This is a genomic window from Pigmentiphaga humi (genome assembly GCF_900606115.1).
GTDB lineage: Bacteria > Pseudomonadota > Gammaproteobacteria > Burkholderiales > Burkholderiaceae_B > Pigmentiphaga > Pigmentiphaga humi.
Genome location: NZ_UWPJ01000026.1, coordinates 1 through 15542 on the forward strand (window position 1 = coordinate 1; position 15542 = coordinate 15542).

Annotated in this window: 14 protein-coding genes; 8 read left to right on the forward strand and 6 right to left on the reverse strand. The window is 68.4% G+C overall.

Annotation, left to right across the window (positions count from 1 at the left end):
• Positions 1–129: 129 nt before the first annotated feature.
• From PIGHUM_RS16785 to purN, 3 genes are all read right to left on the reverse strand, one after another.
• Positions 130–1329 carry a DesA family fatty acid desaturase gene (locus tag PIGHUM_RS16785; RefSeq protein WP_124080729.1) on the reverse strand — a complete coding sequence of 400 codons (1200 nt, stop codon included), beginning with the start codon at positions 1327–1329 and terminating at the stop codon, positions 130–132.
• A gap of 279 nt (positions 1330–1608) precedes the next feature.
• Positions 1609–3021 (reverse strand): RsmB/NOP family class I SAM-dependent RNA methyltransferase, encoded by a 1413-nt coding sequence (locus PIGHUM_RS16790; protein WP_246013283.1) that lies wholly within the window; start codon positions 3019–3021, stop codon positions 1609–1611.
• 130 nt (positions 3022–3151) lie between these two features.
• Complete coding sequence (purN, locus tag PIGHUM_RS16795) at positions 3152–3859, reverse strand: phosphoribosylglycinamide formyltransferase (RefSeq protein ID WP_124080731.1); 708 nt, start codon at positions 3857–3859, stop codon at positions 3152–3154.
• Positions 3860–3996: 137 nt separating this feature from the next.
• Here purN and PIGHUM_RS16800 point away from each other — a divergent pair, with 137 nt between their 5' ends.
• On the forward strand, positions 3997–4548 hold the full coding sequence (locus tag PIGHUM_RS16800) for a MarR family winged helix-turn-helix transcriptional regulator (RefSeq protein WP_160142324.1): 552 nt from the start codon (positions 3997–3999) through the stop codon (positions 4546–4548).
• Positions 4549–4572: 24 nt separating this feature from the next.
• Here PIGHUM_RS16800 and PIGHUM_RS16805 read toward each other — a convergent pair whose 3' ends face one another.
• On the reverse strand, positions 4573–5577 hold the full coding sequence (locus PIGHUM_RS16805; RefSeq protein WP_246013266.1) for a dihydrodipicolinate synthase family protein: 1005 nt from the start codon (positions 5575–5577) through the stop codon (positions 4573–4575).
• Positions 5578–5874: 297 nt separating this feature from the next.
• On the opposite strand from PIGHUM_RS16805, the gene PIGHUM_RS16810 reads away from it, so the two are divergent.
• The 7 genes from PIGHUM_RS16810 to dut all read left to right on the forward strand — a co-directional run bounded on the left by PIGHUM_RS16810 (position 5875) and on the right by dut (position 13530).
• A complete protein-coding gene (locus tag PIGHUM_RS16810; RefSeq protein ID WP_124080734.1) occupies positions 5875–6843 on the forward strand; it encodes a Bug family tripartite tricarboxylate transporter substrate binding protein in 969 nt (322 codons plus the stop codon).
• A gap of 79 nt (positions 6844–6922) precedes the next feature.
• Positions 6923–7864, forward strand: a complete 942-nt coding sequence (locus PIGHUM_RS16815) for a bifunctional riboflavin kinase/FAD synthetase (RefSeq protein WP_124080960.1) — start codon at positions 6923–6925, stop codon at positions 7862–7864.
• Between the two features lie 97 nt (positions 7865–7961).
• Positions 7962–10778, forward strand: coding sequence for an isoleucine--tRNA ligase (gene ileS / locus PIGHUM_RS16820; RefSeq protein WP_124080735.1), 2817 nt, complete (start codon positions 7962–7964; stop codon positions 10776–10778).
• Positions 10775–11269: a signal peptidase II gene (gene lspA / locus PIGHUM_RS16825; RefSeq protein WP_124080962.1), complete on the forward strand. Its 495-nt coding sequence runs from the start codon at positions 10775–10777 to the stop codon at positions 11267–11269. Before ileS ends, lspA begins: the two co-directional genes overlap by 4 nt.
• 18 nt (positions 11270–11287) lie before the next feature.
• A complete protein-coding gene (gene coaBC / locus PIGHUM_RS16830; RefSeq protein ID WP_124080736.1) occupies positions 11288–12499 on the forward strand; it encodes a bifunctional phosphopantothenoylcysteine decarboxylase/phosphopantothenate--cysteine ligase CoaBC in 1212 nt (403 codons plus the stop codon).
• A 21-nt stretch (positions 12500–12520) separates the two neighbouring features.
• On the forward strand, positions 12521–13084 hold the full coding sequence (locus PIGHUM_RS16835; RefSeq protein ID WP_124080737.1) for a hypothetical protein: 564 nt from the start codon (positions 12521–12523) through the stop codon (positions 13082–13084).
• Positions 13081–13530 carry a dUTP diphosphatase gene (dut, locus tag PIGHUM_RS16840; RefSeq protein ID WP_124080738.1) on the forward strand — a complete coding sequence of 150 codons (450 nt, stop codon included), beginning with the start codon at positions 13081–13083 and terminating at the stop codon, positions 13528–13530. Before PIGHUM_RS16835 ends, dut begins: the two co-directional genes overlap by 4 nt.
• Before the next feature lie 23 nt (positions 13531–13553).
• Here the strand turns inward: dut and PIGHUM_RS16845 are convergent, their stop codons facing one another.
• Together PIGHUM_RS16845 and PIGHUM_RS16850 are read right to left on the reverse strand one after the other, a co-directional pair.
• The gene (locus PIGHUM_RS16845) at positions 13554–14216 is read right to left on the reverse strand and encodes a hypothetical protein (RefSeq protein ID WP_124080739.1); all 663 of its coding nucleotides are present in this window, start codon (positions 14214–14216) and stop codon (positions 13554–13556) included.
• A gap of 47 nt (positions 14217–14263) precedes the next feature.
• Positions 14264–15541: a TolC family protein gene (locus tag PIGHUM_RS16850; protein ID WP_160142325.1), complete on the reverse strand. Its 1278-nt coding sequence runs from the start codon at positions 15539–15541 to the stop codon at positions 14264–14266.
• Between the last annotated feature and the right edge of the window lies 1 nt (position 15542).

Below are 15542 nucleotides of genomic sequence, written 5' to 3' on the forward strand. Positions count from 1 at the left end.
GCATCAAGCTCAAGCTAAAAGGCCTGAGCCCGGTGCAGTACCGAACTCAGGCCTTCGCCGCTTAGCTTTTAACTGTCCAACTTCTTGGGGTCAGTTCACGCAGGCGCCTCTCTCATCCGTTCTCACAACTCAAGCCGCATAACTCCGCAGCCGGGCCGAGAACTCCTCCAACCTCGCAATCCCGCTCTGCTGGGCACGATTGCACCAATCCTGCAAGTCACGCAGCAGTTGCTCGCTGGACGCGCTAGAGCGCTCCCAGATCGCAATCAACTCGCGCCGCATTTCGACCAGAACGGCCAGGGAGCGGTGGTCGGCCAGGACGCTGTCCAGTTCGGAGCGGTGGGCCGGCGGCAGCGTGGCGTCGTCGGCGCGGTGCAGCAGGCGGTGCGCGCGGCGCAGCAGCTTGGATTGGCCGCGCGACTGCGCGGCTTTCAGACGTGAGAGTTCGTCGCGGCAGGCGTGCTTGATCAGGTCGGCGTAGCGCGCCATGATTTCGTAGCGGTGGGTGATGACGGCCTGGAGGGTTTCCAGGTCGACCACCGGCTTGCCGTGGGCCAGCCGCACTTTGGGCGCGACTTTCTTGACCTTGGCCAGGCCGAGTATTTCCATGGCCCGGATGTAGCCCCAGCCGATGTCGAATTCGTACCACTTGTTGGAGAAGCGCGCCGAGGAGGCGTAGGCGTGGTGGTTGTTGTGCAGTTCTTCACCGCCGATGATGATGCCCCAGGGGAAGACATTGCGGCTGGCGTCGGGGCTGGCGAAGTTGCGGTAGCCCCAGAAGTGGCCGATGCCGTTGACCACGCCGGCGGCCCAGAACGGGATCCAGATCATCTGCACGGCCCAGACGGTCAGGCCGACGGCGCCGAACAGCGCGACGTCGATGATCATCATCAGGCCTACGCCCTGCCAGCCGAAGCGCGAGTAGACGTTGCGCTCGACCCAGTCGTTGGGCGTGCCGTGGCCGAATTTCTGCAGGGTTTCCTGGTTGGTGGCTTCTTCGCGGTACAGTTCGGCGCCCTGGAAGAACACCTTGCCGATGCCGTAGACCATGGGCGAATGCGGATCGCCCTCGCGTTCGCAGCGGGCGTGGTGCTTGCGATGGATCGCGACCCATTCCTTGGTGACCATGCCGGTGGTCAGCCACAGCCACAAACGGAAGAAGTGGGCGATGGCGGGATGCAGATCCAGACCGCGGTGGGCCTGGCTGCGGTGCAGGTAGATCGTGACCGCCAGGATGGTAAGGTGGGTCGTTACCAGCGTAAAGGCGACGATCTGCCACCACGAAGCGTCGAGCAGGCCGTTGGACAGGAAGGAAAGCAGAAAATCCATAACACCTCACAGGCAGGCCGGCCGAAGCCGACACATGGGGCATGTACCCCGATCACCAATCACGAACGCCCCGCCGGCGATCGACCGGGCCGGCGGCGCCGGACCAGGATCCTTAGAGGCGTAGCCGGCACTGGAGTTCCTGGATGGAACACGAAGCACGCCGGCACTATGCGGACGAATGGCCGGAAAGCCGGCCATTTCTGCACCCGTCACAATAACCTGAATCTTGGGGCGGGGCGATATTTTTCCAGAAGGGGGATAACCCTAGCATAAAAAGGGTTATGCCGCACTTTCTTCTTCCGGTCCGGCGTCCTGCGCCGCGTCGCCCGGCAGGCGGTCCACCGGCTCGCCCGGCGACGCAAGATCCGGATCGGCCGCAGCCAGGCCGCCCTCGTCCTCGAACACTTCCGCGGCAGCCTCGGCCTGGGCGGCAGCGGCCGGGCCCTGGCGCCGCTGCAGGACCGCGGCGAAAAAGCCGTCGGTGCCATGGACGTCGGTCCGCAGCTTCAGGTAGGGGCCGGACAGGCCCAACGCGCCGGCGCGGTCCGCCAGGATGTCGGGCGCGGACAACAATTCGAACTCGGGATGCTCGGCCAGGAAGGACTCGATCTGGTTCTCGTTCTCCACCCGCAGGATGCTGCAGGTGGCGTAGACCAGCCGGCCGCCCGGCGCCACGCAGCGCGCGGCCGAGGCCAGGATGCTGCGCTGGAGCGCGCACAGGTCGGACACACTCTCCGGGCTCTGGCGCCATTTCAGGTCGGGATTGCGGCGCAAGGTGCCGGTGCCGCTGCAAGGCGCGTCCACCAGCACCCGGTGCGCCTTGCGCGCCAGGCGCTTGACGCGGGCGTCGTTCTCGTTGGCGATGACCACCGGCACCACGTTGGACAGGCCGCTGCGGGCCAGGCGCGGCTTGAACCGGGCCAGGCGGGCGTGCGAGACGTCCAGTGCGTACAGCCGGCCGGTCGAGCGCATCAGCGCGCCCAGCAGCAGCGTCTTGCCGCCGGCGCCGGCGCAGAAATCGATCACCATTTCGCCGCGCTTGGGGCCGACCAGCAGCGCCAGCAACTGGCTGCCCTCGTCCTGGACCTCGATGCTGCCGTCCTCGAAACGGAACCAGCGCGTCAGCGCGGGGCGCCCCTGCAGGCGAATGCCGAAGGGCGAATACGGGGTGGCTTGCGGCTGCGCCTGCGGCAGGCTGGCCTGCAGCTCGGCCAGCACGGTATCGCGCTCGACCTTGAGCGGGTTGACCCGGATGTCGAGCGGGGCGGCCTGATTCAATGCTTCCAGCAGGCTGTCGGTGTCCTCCTCGATGGCCAGGGCTTCCGACAGCCAATCGGGAATGCTGAGCCTGACCTCGCGCGCCAGCGCGGCATCCGAGATGGACTGCACGCGCCGCAGCCAGTCGGCTTCGTCGCCGTCGAGCACGGGCAGCACTTCGTCGATGCCGAGCCTGGAGGCCAGCCCCAGGATGGCCAGGCGGCGCGTGGCGGCGCCGCGGCCGCCTTCGGCGATCTGGCGATAGCGGCGCAGGTTGCGCAGCACGTCGTAGACCGACTCGGCCACCGCGCCGCGGTCTCGCCCGCCCACCTTGGGATGGTCGCGGAACCAGCGCGACAGCACCTGGTCGGCCGGGCCCGACCATTGCAGGATCTCGCCCAGCGCGGAGCGAACCTGCTCGATGCGGCCCGCCATGGGCGGCACCGCCGGCCGGTCGGCGGGCCGCTGGCCGCCCGGGGCACGGCGAGTGGCGGCGCGCGGCGCGCCATCGCGGGGTGCGCCATCGCCGCGCTCGGGGCGCCGCGCGCGAGACGAACCAGACCGTTCAGATGCCATCTTTGCCTCCGTATTGCTGTGCCGCGCCGTCCGTGGACAAGCCGAATGCGCGGCTGGCCACGTCTTGCACCGCGACCCGGCCGTGCGCGTCCAGCGCCGCCCTGCCCTGCGCCAGCCACGCCGCCACGGCAGGGTACACCACATGTTCCACCGCCAGCACCCGCTCGGCCAGGGCCTCTTCGGTATCGCCTTCGCGCACCGGCACCACGCCCTGCGCGATCACCGGCCCATGGTCGAGCACCGGCGTCACGAAGTGCACGGTGCAGCCGTGCACCTGCACGCCGGCCTCAAGCGCCTGCCTGTGCGTAGCCAGGCCCGGGAACAGCGGCAGCAGCGAAGGATGGATGTTGACGAGGCGGCCCGCGTAGCGCTGCACGAACCTCTCGGTGAGAATACGCATGAAACCGGCAAGCAGCACGTAGTCGGGTTCGTAGGTGTCGATCACGCGCGCCAGTTCGGCGTCGAACGCGGCCCGGTCGGGATAATCGCGGTGGGAAACGACGGCGGTGGGAATGTCCTGCGCGGCCGCCCACTCGAGCCCGGAGGCCTGGGCGCGGTTGGCGATCACGGCGGCGATCTCCGCCGGCCACGCCTGCTCGCGGCAGGCCTGGACGATGGATTGCATATTGCTGCCGCGGCCGGAAATGAGGATGACGAACCGGCACCGGCGGGCCGGGGAAAATAGAGATGGTTTCACCGGCGGATTGTATCATCGGGGCCGCGCCGTTCGCCGCGTGGCAAGCCTGCGCGATGCGCTGCCCAAACTCGTCAGCGCATCGAGAATCCTCTACGATACGTGGCTATTTTCCCGGCACCCCTATCCGCCCCCATTTCATGACGCAGGCGTGGAACGAAACCAGGCTGGAAGCCTCCCTGACCTACCAGATCGCGCGGACGCATGCGTCGATACGGCGCGTCATGGAGCGCATCTGCAAGCAGCATGCCGAATTGAACGTCAACCAGTGGAAGCTGCTGGCGATCATCGCCAAATTCCAGCCGGCGCGCATGGCCGACCTGGCCGGCTGGGTGACGTTCGACCGGGCATTCATTTCCCGCGCCGCGCAGGACCTGGAAAAACGCGGCCTGGTGGAACGCGTGGCGCAGGCGCAGGACAAGCGCCTGGCGATACTCCAGCTGTCGGACGAAGGCACGCGCGTCTACCGGCTCGTGGCCGCCGAGCTCGACCGGGTCCAGGCCAGCGCGCTAGCCGGCTACAAGCCGCGCGAAGTCGCCCGCTTCTTCATGATGCTCAACAGCCTGGACGAACGGCTCGACGCCTACCATGCGGTGCGCGCCTCGCTGGAGGCGCATCAGGCTCCGCCGGCGGAGCCAGCCAAGCGCGCCGCGCCGCGCACCAGGCGCGGCCCGCCCGGCGCGGCGGGCTGACGGGCGCGCGGGCGCCGCCGGGCCTCAGCCCTCGACCACGGCCTGCGCCGCATCGATGGTCTGCATGTCGCAGGTCTTGAGCAAGCGCAGGATCGTATCGATCTCGGCCTGTTTGGGACGCGGCAGCGGCGGGCGCATGCGGTAATGCGGGATGACGCCGTGCAGCCACGTCGCCAGCTTGTACCGCAGGTGCAGGCGCGCATAGTCCGAGTAGATGTATTCGTGCAGCGCCAGCAGGCCGCCTTCGCGCCATATTTGCCGCGCGCCGTCCAGGTCGCCCGCCTGGTGGCAATCGATGTGCTGCATCATGGGCTCCAGGGCATAGTTCCATGAGCCCGATACCGACCCGTCCAGCAGGTCGTGCGACAGGAACTCGTGGAAGAGATGCCCGGAAGCGGCCATGATGGCGACGGGCCGTTCCAGGCTGCGCAGCATGCGCCACATGCGGCGCATGCCCTCGTAGTTGTAGGTCATCTTCCAACCGATCACGTTGGGCACGCGCTCGCAGATCAGCTGCGCGGTCTCGCCCGGTATGCCGATGCCCCACTGCGGCGAGCGCGCGGTGACGGGGTGGGTGATGATGGGCATGCCCACGGCGGCGTCGACGGCTTCGATCTGGTCCAGCCAGTACTCCGGATAGCGCACCGGATCCCAGCTGATGAGGAGGTCGCCGGTGCCGATGGGCGGCATCAGGAAAACGCCGTCCGCGCCGCACTCCTTCGCGATCCGCGCTTCCCGCACGCAGCCGGCGGTGGTCATGTCGAACACGCCCGCGATGACGGGCATGACGCCGCCCGCTTCCTCCAGCGTGATCTCCAGCACCCGGCGCTTTTCCGCCGAACTGAGGTAGTAGATTTCGCCCGCGTCGGGGTTGGCGATGATGCCGCCCCGCTCGCGGAACCGCGGATGCGCCGCGAAATAGCGCACGAGCCGGCGCAGCGCCGCCTCGTCCAGTTCACCGTCGCGATTCCACGGCACCACCATGGTGGTGTAGTGCCGCGTTGCCAAAGCGGAAAGCTCGAGTGCCACGATCGATACTCCATGGTAGAGGCGGCGCGGGAATCCGCGCCGTACAAGCCCGATCATAGCAAGCAATTAATTTGTATTCTACAATTTTAATTATATCCAACCATGATCATGGAGGAAATTAAAAATCCTATAAATATCAAATAAATACGGCACTTTACTTCCATTAATTCACACGAGAAATCTCAATAAAAATTGCAAATTACAATAAAACATTGACCTGAAACCAGCATTGCCAGACAATGGCCGTCAACAGAAGGTCCACAGCTTCCCACTCGTCAACCTGAACAGGCGGCACACATGGAACGCTTCGCGATCTGGATCCTGGCCTTGCTCTTCACGCTTGCCGGCGGCATGCCGGCCCATGCGGCGAGCTACCCCGACAAACCTGTACGCATCGTCGTCCCCTATCCTCCGGGCGGCACGGTGGACCAGCTCGCGAGACTGCTTGCGCAACAACTGGCGGGCCAGACCGGCCAATCCTTCATCGTGGACAACCGCGCCGGCGCGAGCGGCGTCATCGGCAGCGAGCACGTGGCGCAGTCCCCGCCCGACGGCTACACGCTGCTGCTGCAGGCCACGACCTTCGTGATCAATCCGCTCATCACCCCGGCCAGTCCGTATGACGTGCGCAAGGACTTCACTCCGGTGTCCTTCCTGGGCTCGACCCCCATGCTCGTGGTGGCGCACCCATCCCTGCCCGCGCAGAATTTCGCCGGCTTCGTCGAGCTGCTGCGCAAGCAGCCCGGCCGGTATTCGCTCGGCGCGCCGGCCGTGGGCGCGCTCGGCCACCTCGCGGAGGAAGCCGTCAAGCGCGACGCCAGGCTGGATTTCCTGGTCGTCCCTTACAAAGGCACCGCGCCCATGCTCAACGACGTCGCCGGCAACCACGTCGCGGCGGGCATCGAAGCCATGCCCGCGCTATTGCCCATGGTGCGCGGCGGCAAGCTCAAGGCCCTGGCCGTGACCGGCGAGCGGCGCGTGCCGCAACTGCCCGGCATCCCCACGGTCGCCGAATCGGGGCTGCCGGGGTTCGATATGGTTTCCTGGTACGGGCTCTGGGCGCCCGCCGGCCTGGCGCCGGCCGTTCTGCAGGAGCTCTCGGCCCAGATCGCCAAGGCGACGCGCGCCCCTCAACTGGTCGGCCAGATGGCCGAGCAGGGATTGCAGGTGCAGTCCTCCACGCCCGCGGAACTCGGGGCGCGGATCGATGCCGAAACCGCCAAATATCAGACCATCGTCAAGGCGGCGAACATCAAGGTGGAATGACCGTACGGGCGTGCGGGTCCGCCCTGCCGTCCACGCGGCAAGGCCGGCCTGCGCCGAGGGAAGATGGGTGGCGCATATAATGCATGGCCTGCCGCCGCCCGAGCTGCGCCGCCCGTGCGCACTGGCGATCGGCAACTTCGACGGCGTGCACCGCGGCCACCAGGCCATCCTGGCGCGCGTGCGCAACGTCGCCGCCGAACGCGGGCTGGTGCCCACGGTGATGACTTTCGAGCCCCACCCCCGGGAATTCTTCGCCGAGCTGCACAAGCGCCCCGAACTCGCGCCCACGCGCATTGCCGGGCTGCGCGACGAACTCTGCGCGCTGGCCCGCCACGGCATGCAGCACGTCGTGGTCGAACGCTTCAATCAGCGCCTGGCCTCGATGCCGGCCCAGGAGTTCATCGACAAGCTGCTGCTGGAAGGGCTGCACGTGCGCTGGCTGCTGGTGGGCGACGATTTCCGTTTCGGCGCCCAGCGCGCCGGCGATATCGAGCTGCTGCGCGCCAACGCTGCCCGGCATGGCTTCGAAGTCGAATCCATGGATACGGTGTCCGACAACGGCCAGCGCGTCTCCAGCTCGGCCATCCGCACCGCGCTCGCGGTGGGCGAGCTGGACCGCGCGGCCGAACTGCTGGGCCATCCCTATAGCGTCAGCGGCCACGTCATCCATGGCCAGAAGCTGGGCCGCACGCTCGGCTTCCCTACCCTGAACCTGCGCGTATCGCGCCGCTGCCCGGCGCTGTCCGGCATCTTCGTGGTCCAGGTCCGCGGCCTGGCCGACCAGGCCCTGCCCGGGGTCGCCAGCCTGGGCGTGCGCCCGACCGTGGACGACAGCGGCCGCGTGCTGCTGGAAGTCCATATGTTCGATTTCAGCGACAACGCTTACGGTAAACTGGTGCAAGTGGAATTCCTGAAAAAACTGCGCGACGAAGAAAAATTCGTCGATCTGCCGACCCTGCAGGCGGCGATCGAGGACGACGCGCGCCAGGCCCGTAACTTTTTTTACCCCCCTGCGCGCTGACGCGCGCGTCCCCAGGGCGCCGCGGATCCGGCTTTGCCGGTCCGCCGGCGCCGCCCCCCTGGCGGGCGCGCATCTGCGCGTAGGGGGAGAGCCCCAGATGGACTACAAGAAAACCCTCAACCTTCCCGATACCCCTTTCCCGATGCGCGGCGATCTGGCCAAGCGCGAGCCCGGCTGGGTCGCGGCTTGGGAGGAGAAGCGCGTCTACCAGGCGATCCGCGCCGCCAGGCAGGGCCGTCCGCGTTTCGTGCTGCACGACGGCCCGCCCTACGCCAACGGCGACATCCACCTGGGCCACGCGGTCAACAAGATCCTGAAGGACATCATCGTCAAGAGCCGCACGCTGGCCGGCTTCGATGCGCCTTACGTGCCGGGCTGGGATTGCCACGGCATGCCGATCGAGATCCAGATCGAGAAGAAATACGGCAAGGGCTTGCCGGTGGCCGAGGTGCAGGCCAAGGCGCGCGCCTACGCCACCGAGCAGGTGGCCCGGCAGATGAAGGACTTCAAGCGCCTGGGCGTGCTGGGCGACTGGGACAACCCCTATCTGACGATGAACCCGCGCAACGAGGCCGACGAGCTGCGCGCGCTGGGCAGCATTCTTGAAAAAGGCTTCGTGTTCCGCGGCCTGAAGCCGGTGAACTGGTGCTTCGATTGCGGTTCGGCGCTGGCCGAGGCCGAGGTCGAGTACGCCGACCGCACCGACCCGGCCATCGACGTGGCCTTCCCCTTCGCCGACAAGCCCGCGCTGGCCAAGGCCTTCGGCCTGCCCGCGATCGACGGCGAGGGCGCCATCGTCATCTGGACGACCACGCCGTGGACCATCCCGTCCAACCAGGCGCTCAACGTCCATCCCGAAATCGATTACGCCCTGGTGCGCGTGAACACGCCGCAGGCCTGGGGCACGCTGCTGATCCTGGCGCGCGAGCGCGTCGAGGCCTGCCTGCAGAAATGGGACCTGGAAGGCGAGATCGTCGCCACCTGCAAGGGCCTGGCGCTGGACCACATCGCCTTCCACCATCCGCTGGCCCGCAAGGATCCCGGCTACGGCCGCCTCTCGCCCATCTACCTGGGCGACTACGTCACGCTGGACACGGGCACCGGCATTGTCCATTCGGCGCCCGCCTACGGCATCGAAGACTTCATCTCCTGCAAATCCAACGGCATGGCCGATGCCGACATCATCAGCCCGGTGATGGGCGACGGCCGCTATGCCTCGACGCTGCCGCTGTTCGGCGGGCTGACCATCTGGGACGCCAACCCCAGGATCGTCGCCGCGCTGGAGGAAGCCGGCACGCTGCTCAAGGTCGAGAAGCTGCGCCACAGCTACATGCATTGCTGGCGCCACAAGACCGCCATCATCTACCGCGCCACCAGCCAATGGTTCGCCGGCATGGACATCCTGCCGGCCGAGGGCGGCGGCACGCTGCGCGAACGCGCGCTGCAAGGCATCGAGGCCACCCGCTTCTACCCCTCGTGGGGCAAGGCGCGCCTGCACGCCATGATCGCCAACCGCCCGGACTGGACCCTCTCGCGCCAGCGCCAGTGGGGCGTGCCGATGGCCTTCTTCGTGCACAAGGAGACCGGCGAGCTGCACCCGCGCACGCCCGAGCTGATCGAACAGGTCGCGCAGCGCATCGAGCAGGGCGGCATCGAGGCCTGGCAGACGCTCGACCCGCGCGAACTGCTGGGCGACGAGGCCTCCATGTACGAGAAGAACCGCGACACGCTGGACGTGTGGTTCGACTCCGGCACCACCCACCAGACCGTGCTGCGCGGCTCGCACGCCGCCGACGCGGCCTGGCCGGCCGATCTGTACCTGGAAGGCTCGGACCAGCACCGCGGCTGGTTCCATTCCTCGCTGCTGACCAGTTGCATGCTCAACGGCGAGCCGCCCTACAAGGGCCTGCTCACCCACGGCTTCACGGTGGACGGCCAGGGCCGCAAGATGAGCAAGTCGCTGGGCAATACGCTGGCGCCGCAAAAGATCTCCGACACGCTGGGCGCCGAGATCCTGCGCCTGTGGATCGCCAGCACCGACTACTCGGGCGAGCTGTCGATCTCCGACGAAATCCTCAAGCGCGTGGTCGAGGCCTACCGCCGCATCCGCAATACGCTGCGCTTCCTCCTGGCCAACCTGAGCGATTTCGACGCCGCGACCCAGGCAGTAAGCGATGCGCAGATGTTCGAGATCGACCGCTACGCGCTGGCCATGACGGCGCGCCTGCAGGACGAGATCGGCGCGCTGTACGAGCGCTATGAATTCCACCCCGCCACGGCGCGGCTGCAGACCTTCTGCTCCGAAGACCTCGGCGCCTTCTATCTCGACATCCTGAAGGACCGCCTCTACACCTCGGCGCCCGGCAGCGTGGCGCGGCGCTCGGCGCAGACGGCCCTGTGGCACGTCACCCAGGCCCTGCTCAAGCTGATGGCGCCCATCCTGTCGTTCACCGCCGAGGAAGCGTGGGCGCTGGTGTCGCCCGGTGCGACGACCATCTTCACCGAGGTCTTCCACACCCTGCCTTTGCAGCAGGACGCCGACGCGCTGCTGGATAAGTGGGCGCGCATCCGCGGCCTGCGCGGCGAGGTCACCCGCAAGCTGGAGGAGGTCCGCGCGGCCGGCGGCATCGGCTCCTCGCTGCAGGCCGAGATCGACATCTACGCCCCTGCCGCCGACCATGCGCTGCTGGCCAGCCTGGGCGACGACCTGCGCTTCGTGCTGATCGTCTCGCGCGCGGGCCTGCATGCCGCCGACGGCGAGTTGCGCATCGAGGTCGCGCCGTCCAGCCACCATAAATGCGAGCGCTGCTGGCACTGGCGCGAGGATGTCGGCGCCGACCCCGCGCAGCCCGAGATCTGCGGCCGCTGCGTGGCCAATCTCGCGGGCACGGGCGAGCCGCGCGAGTTCGCCTGATGGGCGCCGCTGCCTCGCGTTCCCGGCTGTCGACGTGGCTGCTGATCGCCGGCCTGGTCATCGTCGCCGACCAGCTCACCAAGATCGCGGTGGACCGGCTGTTCGCCTATGGCGAGCGGCTGGCGCTGCTGCCTTCCGTGGACCTGACGCTACTGTACAACCGCGGCGCGGCCTTCAGCTTCCTGGCCGGCGCGGACGGCTGGCAGCGCTGGTTCTTCACGATACTGGCGCTGGTCGTATCGGCAGTGATCGTCCGGCTGCTGTGGCGCCACGGCCACCAGAGGCTGTTCGCCTGGGCCCTGACCCTGATCCTGGGCGGTGCGCTGGGCAACGTGATCGACCGCTTCATCCACGGCCACGTGATCGATTTCGTGCTGCTGTACTACGGCGACTGGTTCTTTCCCGCCTTCAATCTGGCCGACACCGCGATCACGATCGGCGCGGTCTTGTTGATACTCGATGAACTGCTGCGCGTACGGCGCGGCAAGTAGCCACCGGAGCGCCCGGCCATGCAGGAACTTCACGGAAAGCGCATCGTCGTCGGCATGACCGGCGGCATCGCCGCCTACAAGACCGCCGAGCTGGTGCGCCGCATGCAGGACCACGGCGCCACCATCGACGTGGTCATGACCGAAGCGGCCACCCACTTCATCACGCCGGTCACCATGCAGGCCTTGTCGGGCCGCCCGGTCTACGTGGACCAATGGGATGCGCGCGTGCCGAACAACATGGCGCACATTACGCTGAGCCGCGGCGCCGACGCCATTCTGATCGTGCCGGCCAGCACCGACTTCATGGCCCGCGTGGCGCATGGTCTGGCCGACGACCTGCTCACCACGCTGTGCGTAGCGCGCGCCTGCCCGCTGCTGATGGCGCCGGCGATGAACCGCGAGATGTGGGCCAATCCGGCCACGCAGCGCAATGCCGCGCAATTGCGCGCCGACGGCATCACGCTGCTCGGGCCCGCCGAAGGCGACCAGGCCTGCGGCGAAGTCGGCTCGGGGCGCATGCTCGAACCCCACGAGATCCTCGACGAACTGGTCGCCCATTTCCAGCCCAAGGTGCTGGCCGGCAAACGCGTGCTGATCACCGCAGGCCCCACCTCCGAACCCATCGACCCGGTGCGCGTGCTGACCAACCTGTCGTCGGGCAAGATGGGCTATGCGATCGCCCGCGCGGCCCGCGAAGCCGGCGCACAGGTCGCGCTGGTCTCGGGTCCGACCGCGCTGGCCGCGCCGCGCGGCGTGCGGCGCATCGACGTCACCACCGCGCGCGACATGCTGGCCGCCGTCAACGCCGAGGTGGCCGGCGCCGAGATATTCGTCGCGGTCGCGGCGGTCGCGGACTGGCGGGTCAAGGAAACCAGCTCCAGCAAGCTCAAGAAGAGCGCCGGCGCCCCGGCCGGGCTGGAGTTCGTGCAGAACCCCGACATCCTGGCCACGGTTGCCGCGCTGCCGGGCGCGCCCTACTGCGTGGGCTTCGCCGCCGAAACCGAAGACCTGTCGCGGCATGCCGCGGCCAAGCGCGCGCGCAAGGGCATTCCGCTGCTGGTGGGCAACCTGGCGCAGGAAGCCCTGGGCGCGGACGACACCGCGCTGGTACTCTACGACGATGCAGGCGAACACCCGCTGCCGCGCGAGTCCAAGCTCGCGGCAGCGCGGCGGCTCGTAGCGGCGATCGGCCAGCGCATGGCCAGTCCCGCCGCCAAACCCGGCCCGTAACCGACTCCAAGGGAGACCGCCATGCCTTTCGACCCGGAACCGCCCAACGGCGACTACGCCGCCTACATCGACAAAATGGTCAATCGCGGCAGCGGCACTCCCGGAGCGCAAGGCCTGCTCAAAACCGGCACCGGCGGCTTCCGCCCGGCGCTGCGACTACCTGGTGCGCAAAAAGATACGCGCAGCCCGGGCCAGCAATACTCCGCCGGCATTGGCATTCCCTCCGCGCCCACGGCGCCGGCCCCGCCTTCGGCCAGCATGCCGGCCGGCGTCAGCGAGCCGGCCTCGAACGCCACGCTGGCCGCCCAGGGCGGCAGCGCGGTGCGAGGCACCGTCCAGATCCTGCTCGGCGTGCTGTTCGGCGTGCTGACGGTCGCCAGCATCGCGTCGGTGCTCATTGACGGCGATGCGCTCGAGCCGTTCCACATCGTCCGCGCCATCATCCTGTTCTTCGTCGCCCGGGCGCTGTTCCGGCGCGGCCGCCGGACCCTGCGCGGCGCCCAGCCCATCCCCGGCGTCACGCTGCCGCCCTTCGTGCCGGCCTCCCGGCCGGCCAATCAACGATCGACCCACCGCAACGCATGAACTCCGTAGACCTGAAGATCCTCGATGCGCGCATGCGCGACTGCCTCCCCGCCTACGCCACCCCCGGCTCGGCGGGCCTGGACCTGCGCGCGTGCCTGGATGCCCCGCTGGCCATCGCGCCCGGCCAGACCGTGCTGGTGCCCACCGGGCTGGCCATCCACATCGCCGACCCCGGCTACGCCGCGATGATCCTGCCGCGCTCCGGCCTGGGCCACAAACACGGCATCGTATTGGGCAACCTGGTCGGGCTGATCGATTCCGACTACCAGGGCCAGTTGATGGTCTCGGTCTGGAACCGCGGCCAGGAGCCTTTCGCCCTGCAGCCGCTGGACAGGCTGGCGCAGATGGTCATCGTGCCGGTCGCGCAGGTCCGTTTCAACGTGGTCGAGGATTTCGCCGCATCGGATCGCGGCGCCGGCGGCTTCGGCAGCACCGGCAAACAGTGAGTCCGCGCCCTGGTTCGGCAGCTTCAGCCGCCGAACCAGGCGCGCAGGGCCGGCGAGGCCTGATACAAGGGCACGTAGCCGCTCATCAGGATCTGGGCATTGCATCGATGCGTCGCACCGGCACCGCCGGGCTCGGGCAAGACCAGCTCCACCAGGGGAAACTCGCCGTCCACCCCCGGCATGGCCGCGCCCGTCAGCGCGCCCGCGGGCCGGCACCATATCCGGCCCGTAGCGAGGAGGCCGGTGTCGGCATTGCAGATCGCGATGGACCAGGCGCCGGTATGGCCGGGCGGCGCCAGGCCCATGTCCAGCGCCCACAAGGGCAGCGCCGCAGGCAGCCTGCCCCACTCCGCGCCCCATTCGATGTCCCCGGTATCGCGCGGCACCCGCGCCAGCTTGGCGATCAGGCGCGCCCCGTCGGGCCCCGGCTCGACGTCGGCGAAGAACACCTGGTTGCCCGCGGACAAGCCGTGCTCCGGGACGGTGTACGGACGCTCGCCAGGCGCGCTACGCCGCTTCGGCGTCCCCAGCAACAGGCGCAGCAATTCTTCCTTGAGCGGCGGATCGGACGGCGCCAGCGCATCCCAGACGATCAATCCCGTCGACGTCCCGCCGCGCACATGGTGCACCGGAAACTCCGGCACGCCGTGGCGCGAGCGGATCGCGAACCACTCCGGAGGATGCATGGCGAGACTCCCTTGAGGCGACAGGCCGGCAACAGGCCCGGGCCGCGCTAATCGAGCAGATCGGCTCCCAGTTCCCCGGAAGCGATGCGCACGTCGACTTCGGCCTGCAGCGCCGCTTCCATCAGGTCCAGGTAGGCGTTCTTCTTCTCGGCGATGGCCTGGATCGCATCGACCAGCTCCAGGATGCTGCCCCGGCCCAGCGTGTAGGAATCCTGCGCCATCTGCCGCAGGCGCGGGATCATGGAAAGACCTTCTTTTTCGAAGCGTTCGGCCAGTTGCTGGCGCCGGTTGAGCTGCTCGGTGGCCCGGCGCAACTCGCCCTCGGCGGCCAGCACGATGGCGCGGCTGCGCAGGCGCATGCCGTCGGCTTCGGCGGCGGCGCGCGCGATCGGGCCCTGGTTGCGGTCGAACAGCGGAATGCCCACCGATACGCCGTACTCGGTGCTGCGGCCGTCATTGCTGTTGTTCAGCCGTCCCACCATGAAGGTCGGGGTCGGATAGGCCTGGCGCTTCTCGGCCTGGAGCTGCTTCTCCGCGAACTCCTGCTGCGCCAGCGCGGCGCGCACCACCGGCAGGCGGTTCTGCGCCTGCGGCCATATGGCGTCGAAATTCAGCGCATCCCAGCGCGCCACGATGGATCCGGCCGCCCGCGGCCGCCAGGCCGGCGCGCCGACGTCGGCCGCCACCTGCGCCGCGGCCTGCAGGGTCTCGGCCTGGGATCGGGCCAGTTGGGCATCGAGCGAGGCGCGTTCGAGCTCCAGCCGCGTCAGGTCGTAGCGGCTGCGCGCGCCGGCCTGCACCTGCCCCTGCACGATGCGGAAGGCCGACTCCAGGTCGTCCCTGGCATCGATCCAGCGCTTCTCGCGCTCCTGCGCCACCAGCAGCGACATGAAGTCGCGCGCCGCATCCTGCAGGGCCTGGGCATAGACCAGCCGCAACTGGGCGCGGGCGGCGTCGACGCCGCTCCTGGCGCTGTCTATGCGCGCGCCGCGCTGGCCGAAGATGGGCAGGTCCTGCGAAATAGTCGTTTCCCGTTCGCCGCGCTTGTGGGTGTAGGCGATGCTGGGGTTGGAGAAGGTCTGGGCCGTCATCAGATCGGCCTCGGCCATCGCCACCTGGGTACGTTCAGCCTGCAGCGCGGGGCTGTTGTTCCTGACCAGTTCCAGCAGTTGCGGCAGCGTCACCTCGCTGCCCAGTACCGGGCCGGCGGCGGGAGCCTGCGCGGCGGCCAGCGTCGAAGCCAGCACCGCGGACGGCGGCCCGTCGGCCGCCTGCGCCGCGGGCAGGCCGAGCGCCATCAGCAGGACGCACACATACTTACGCATG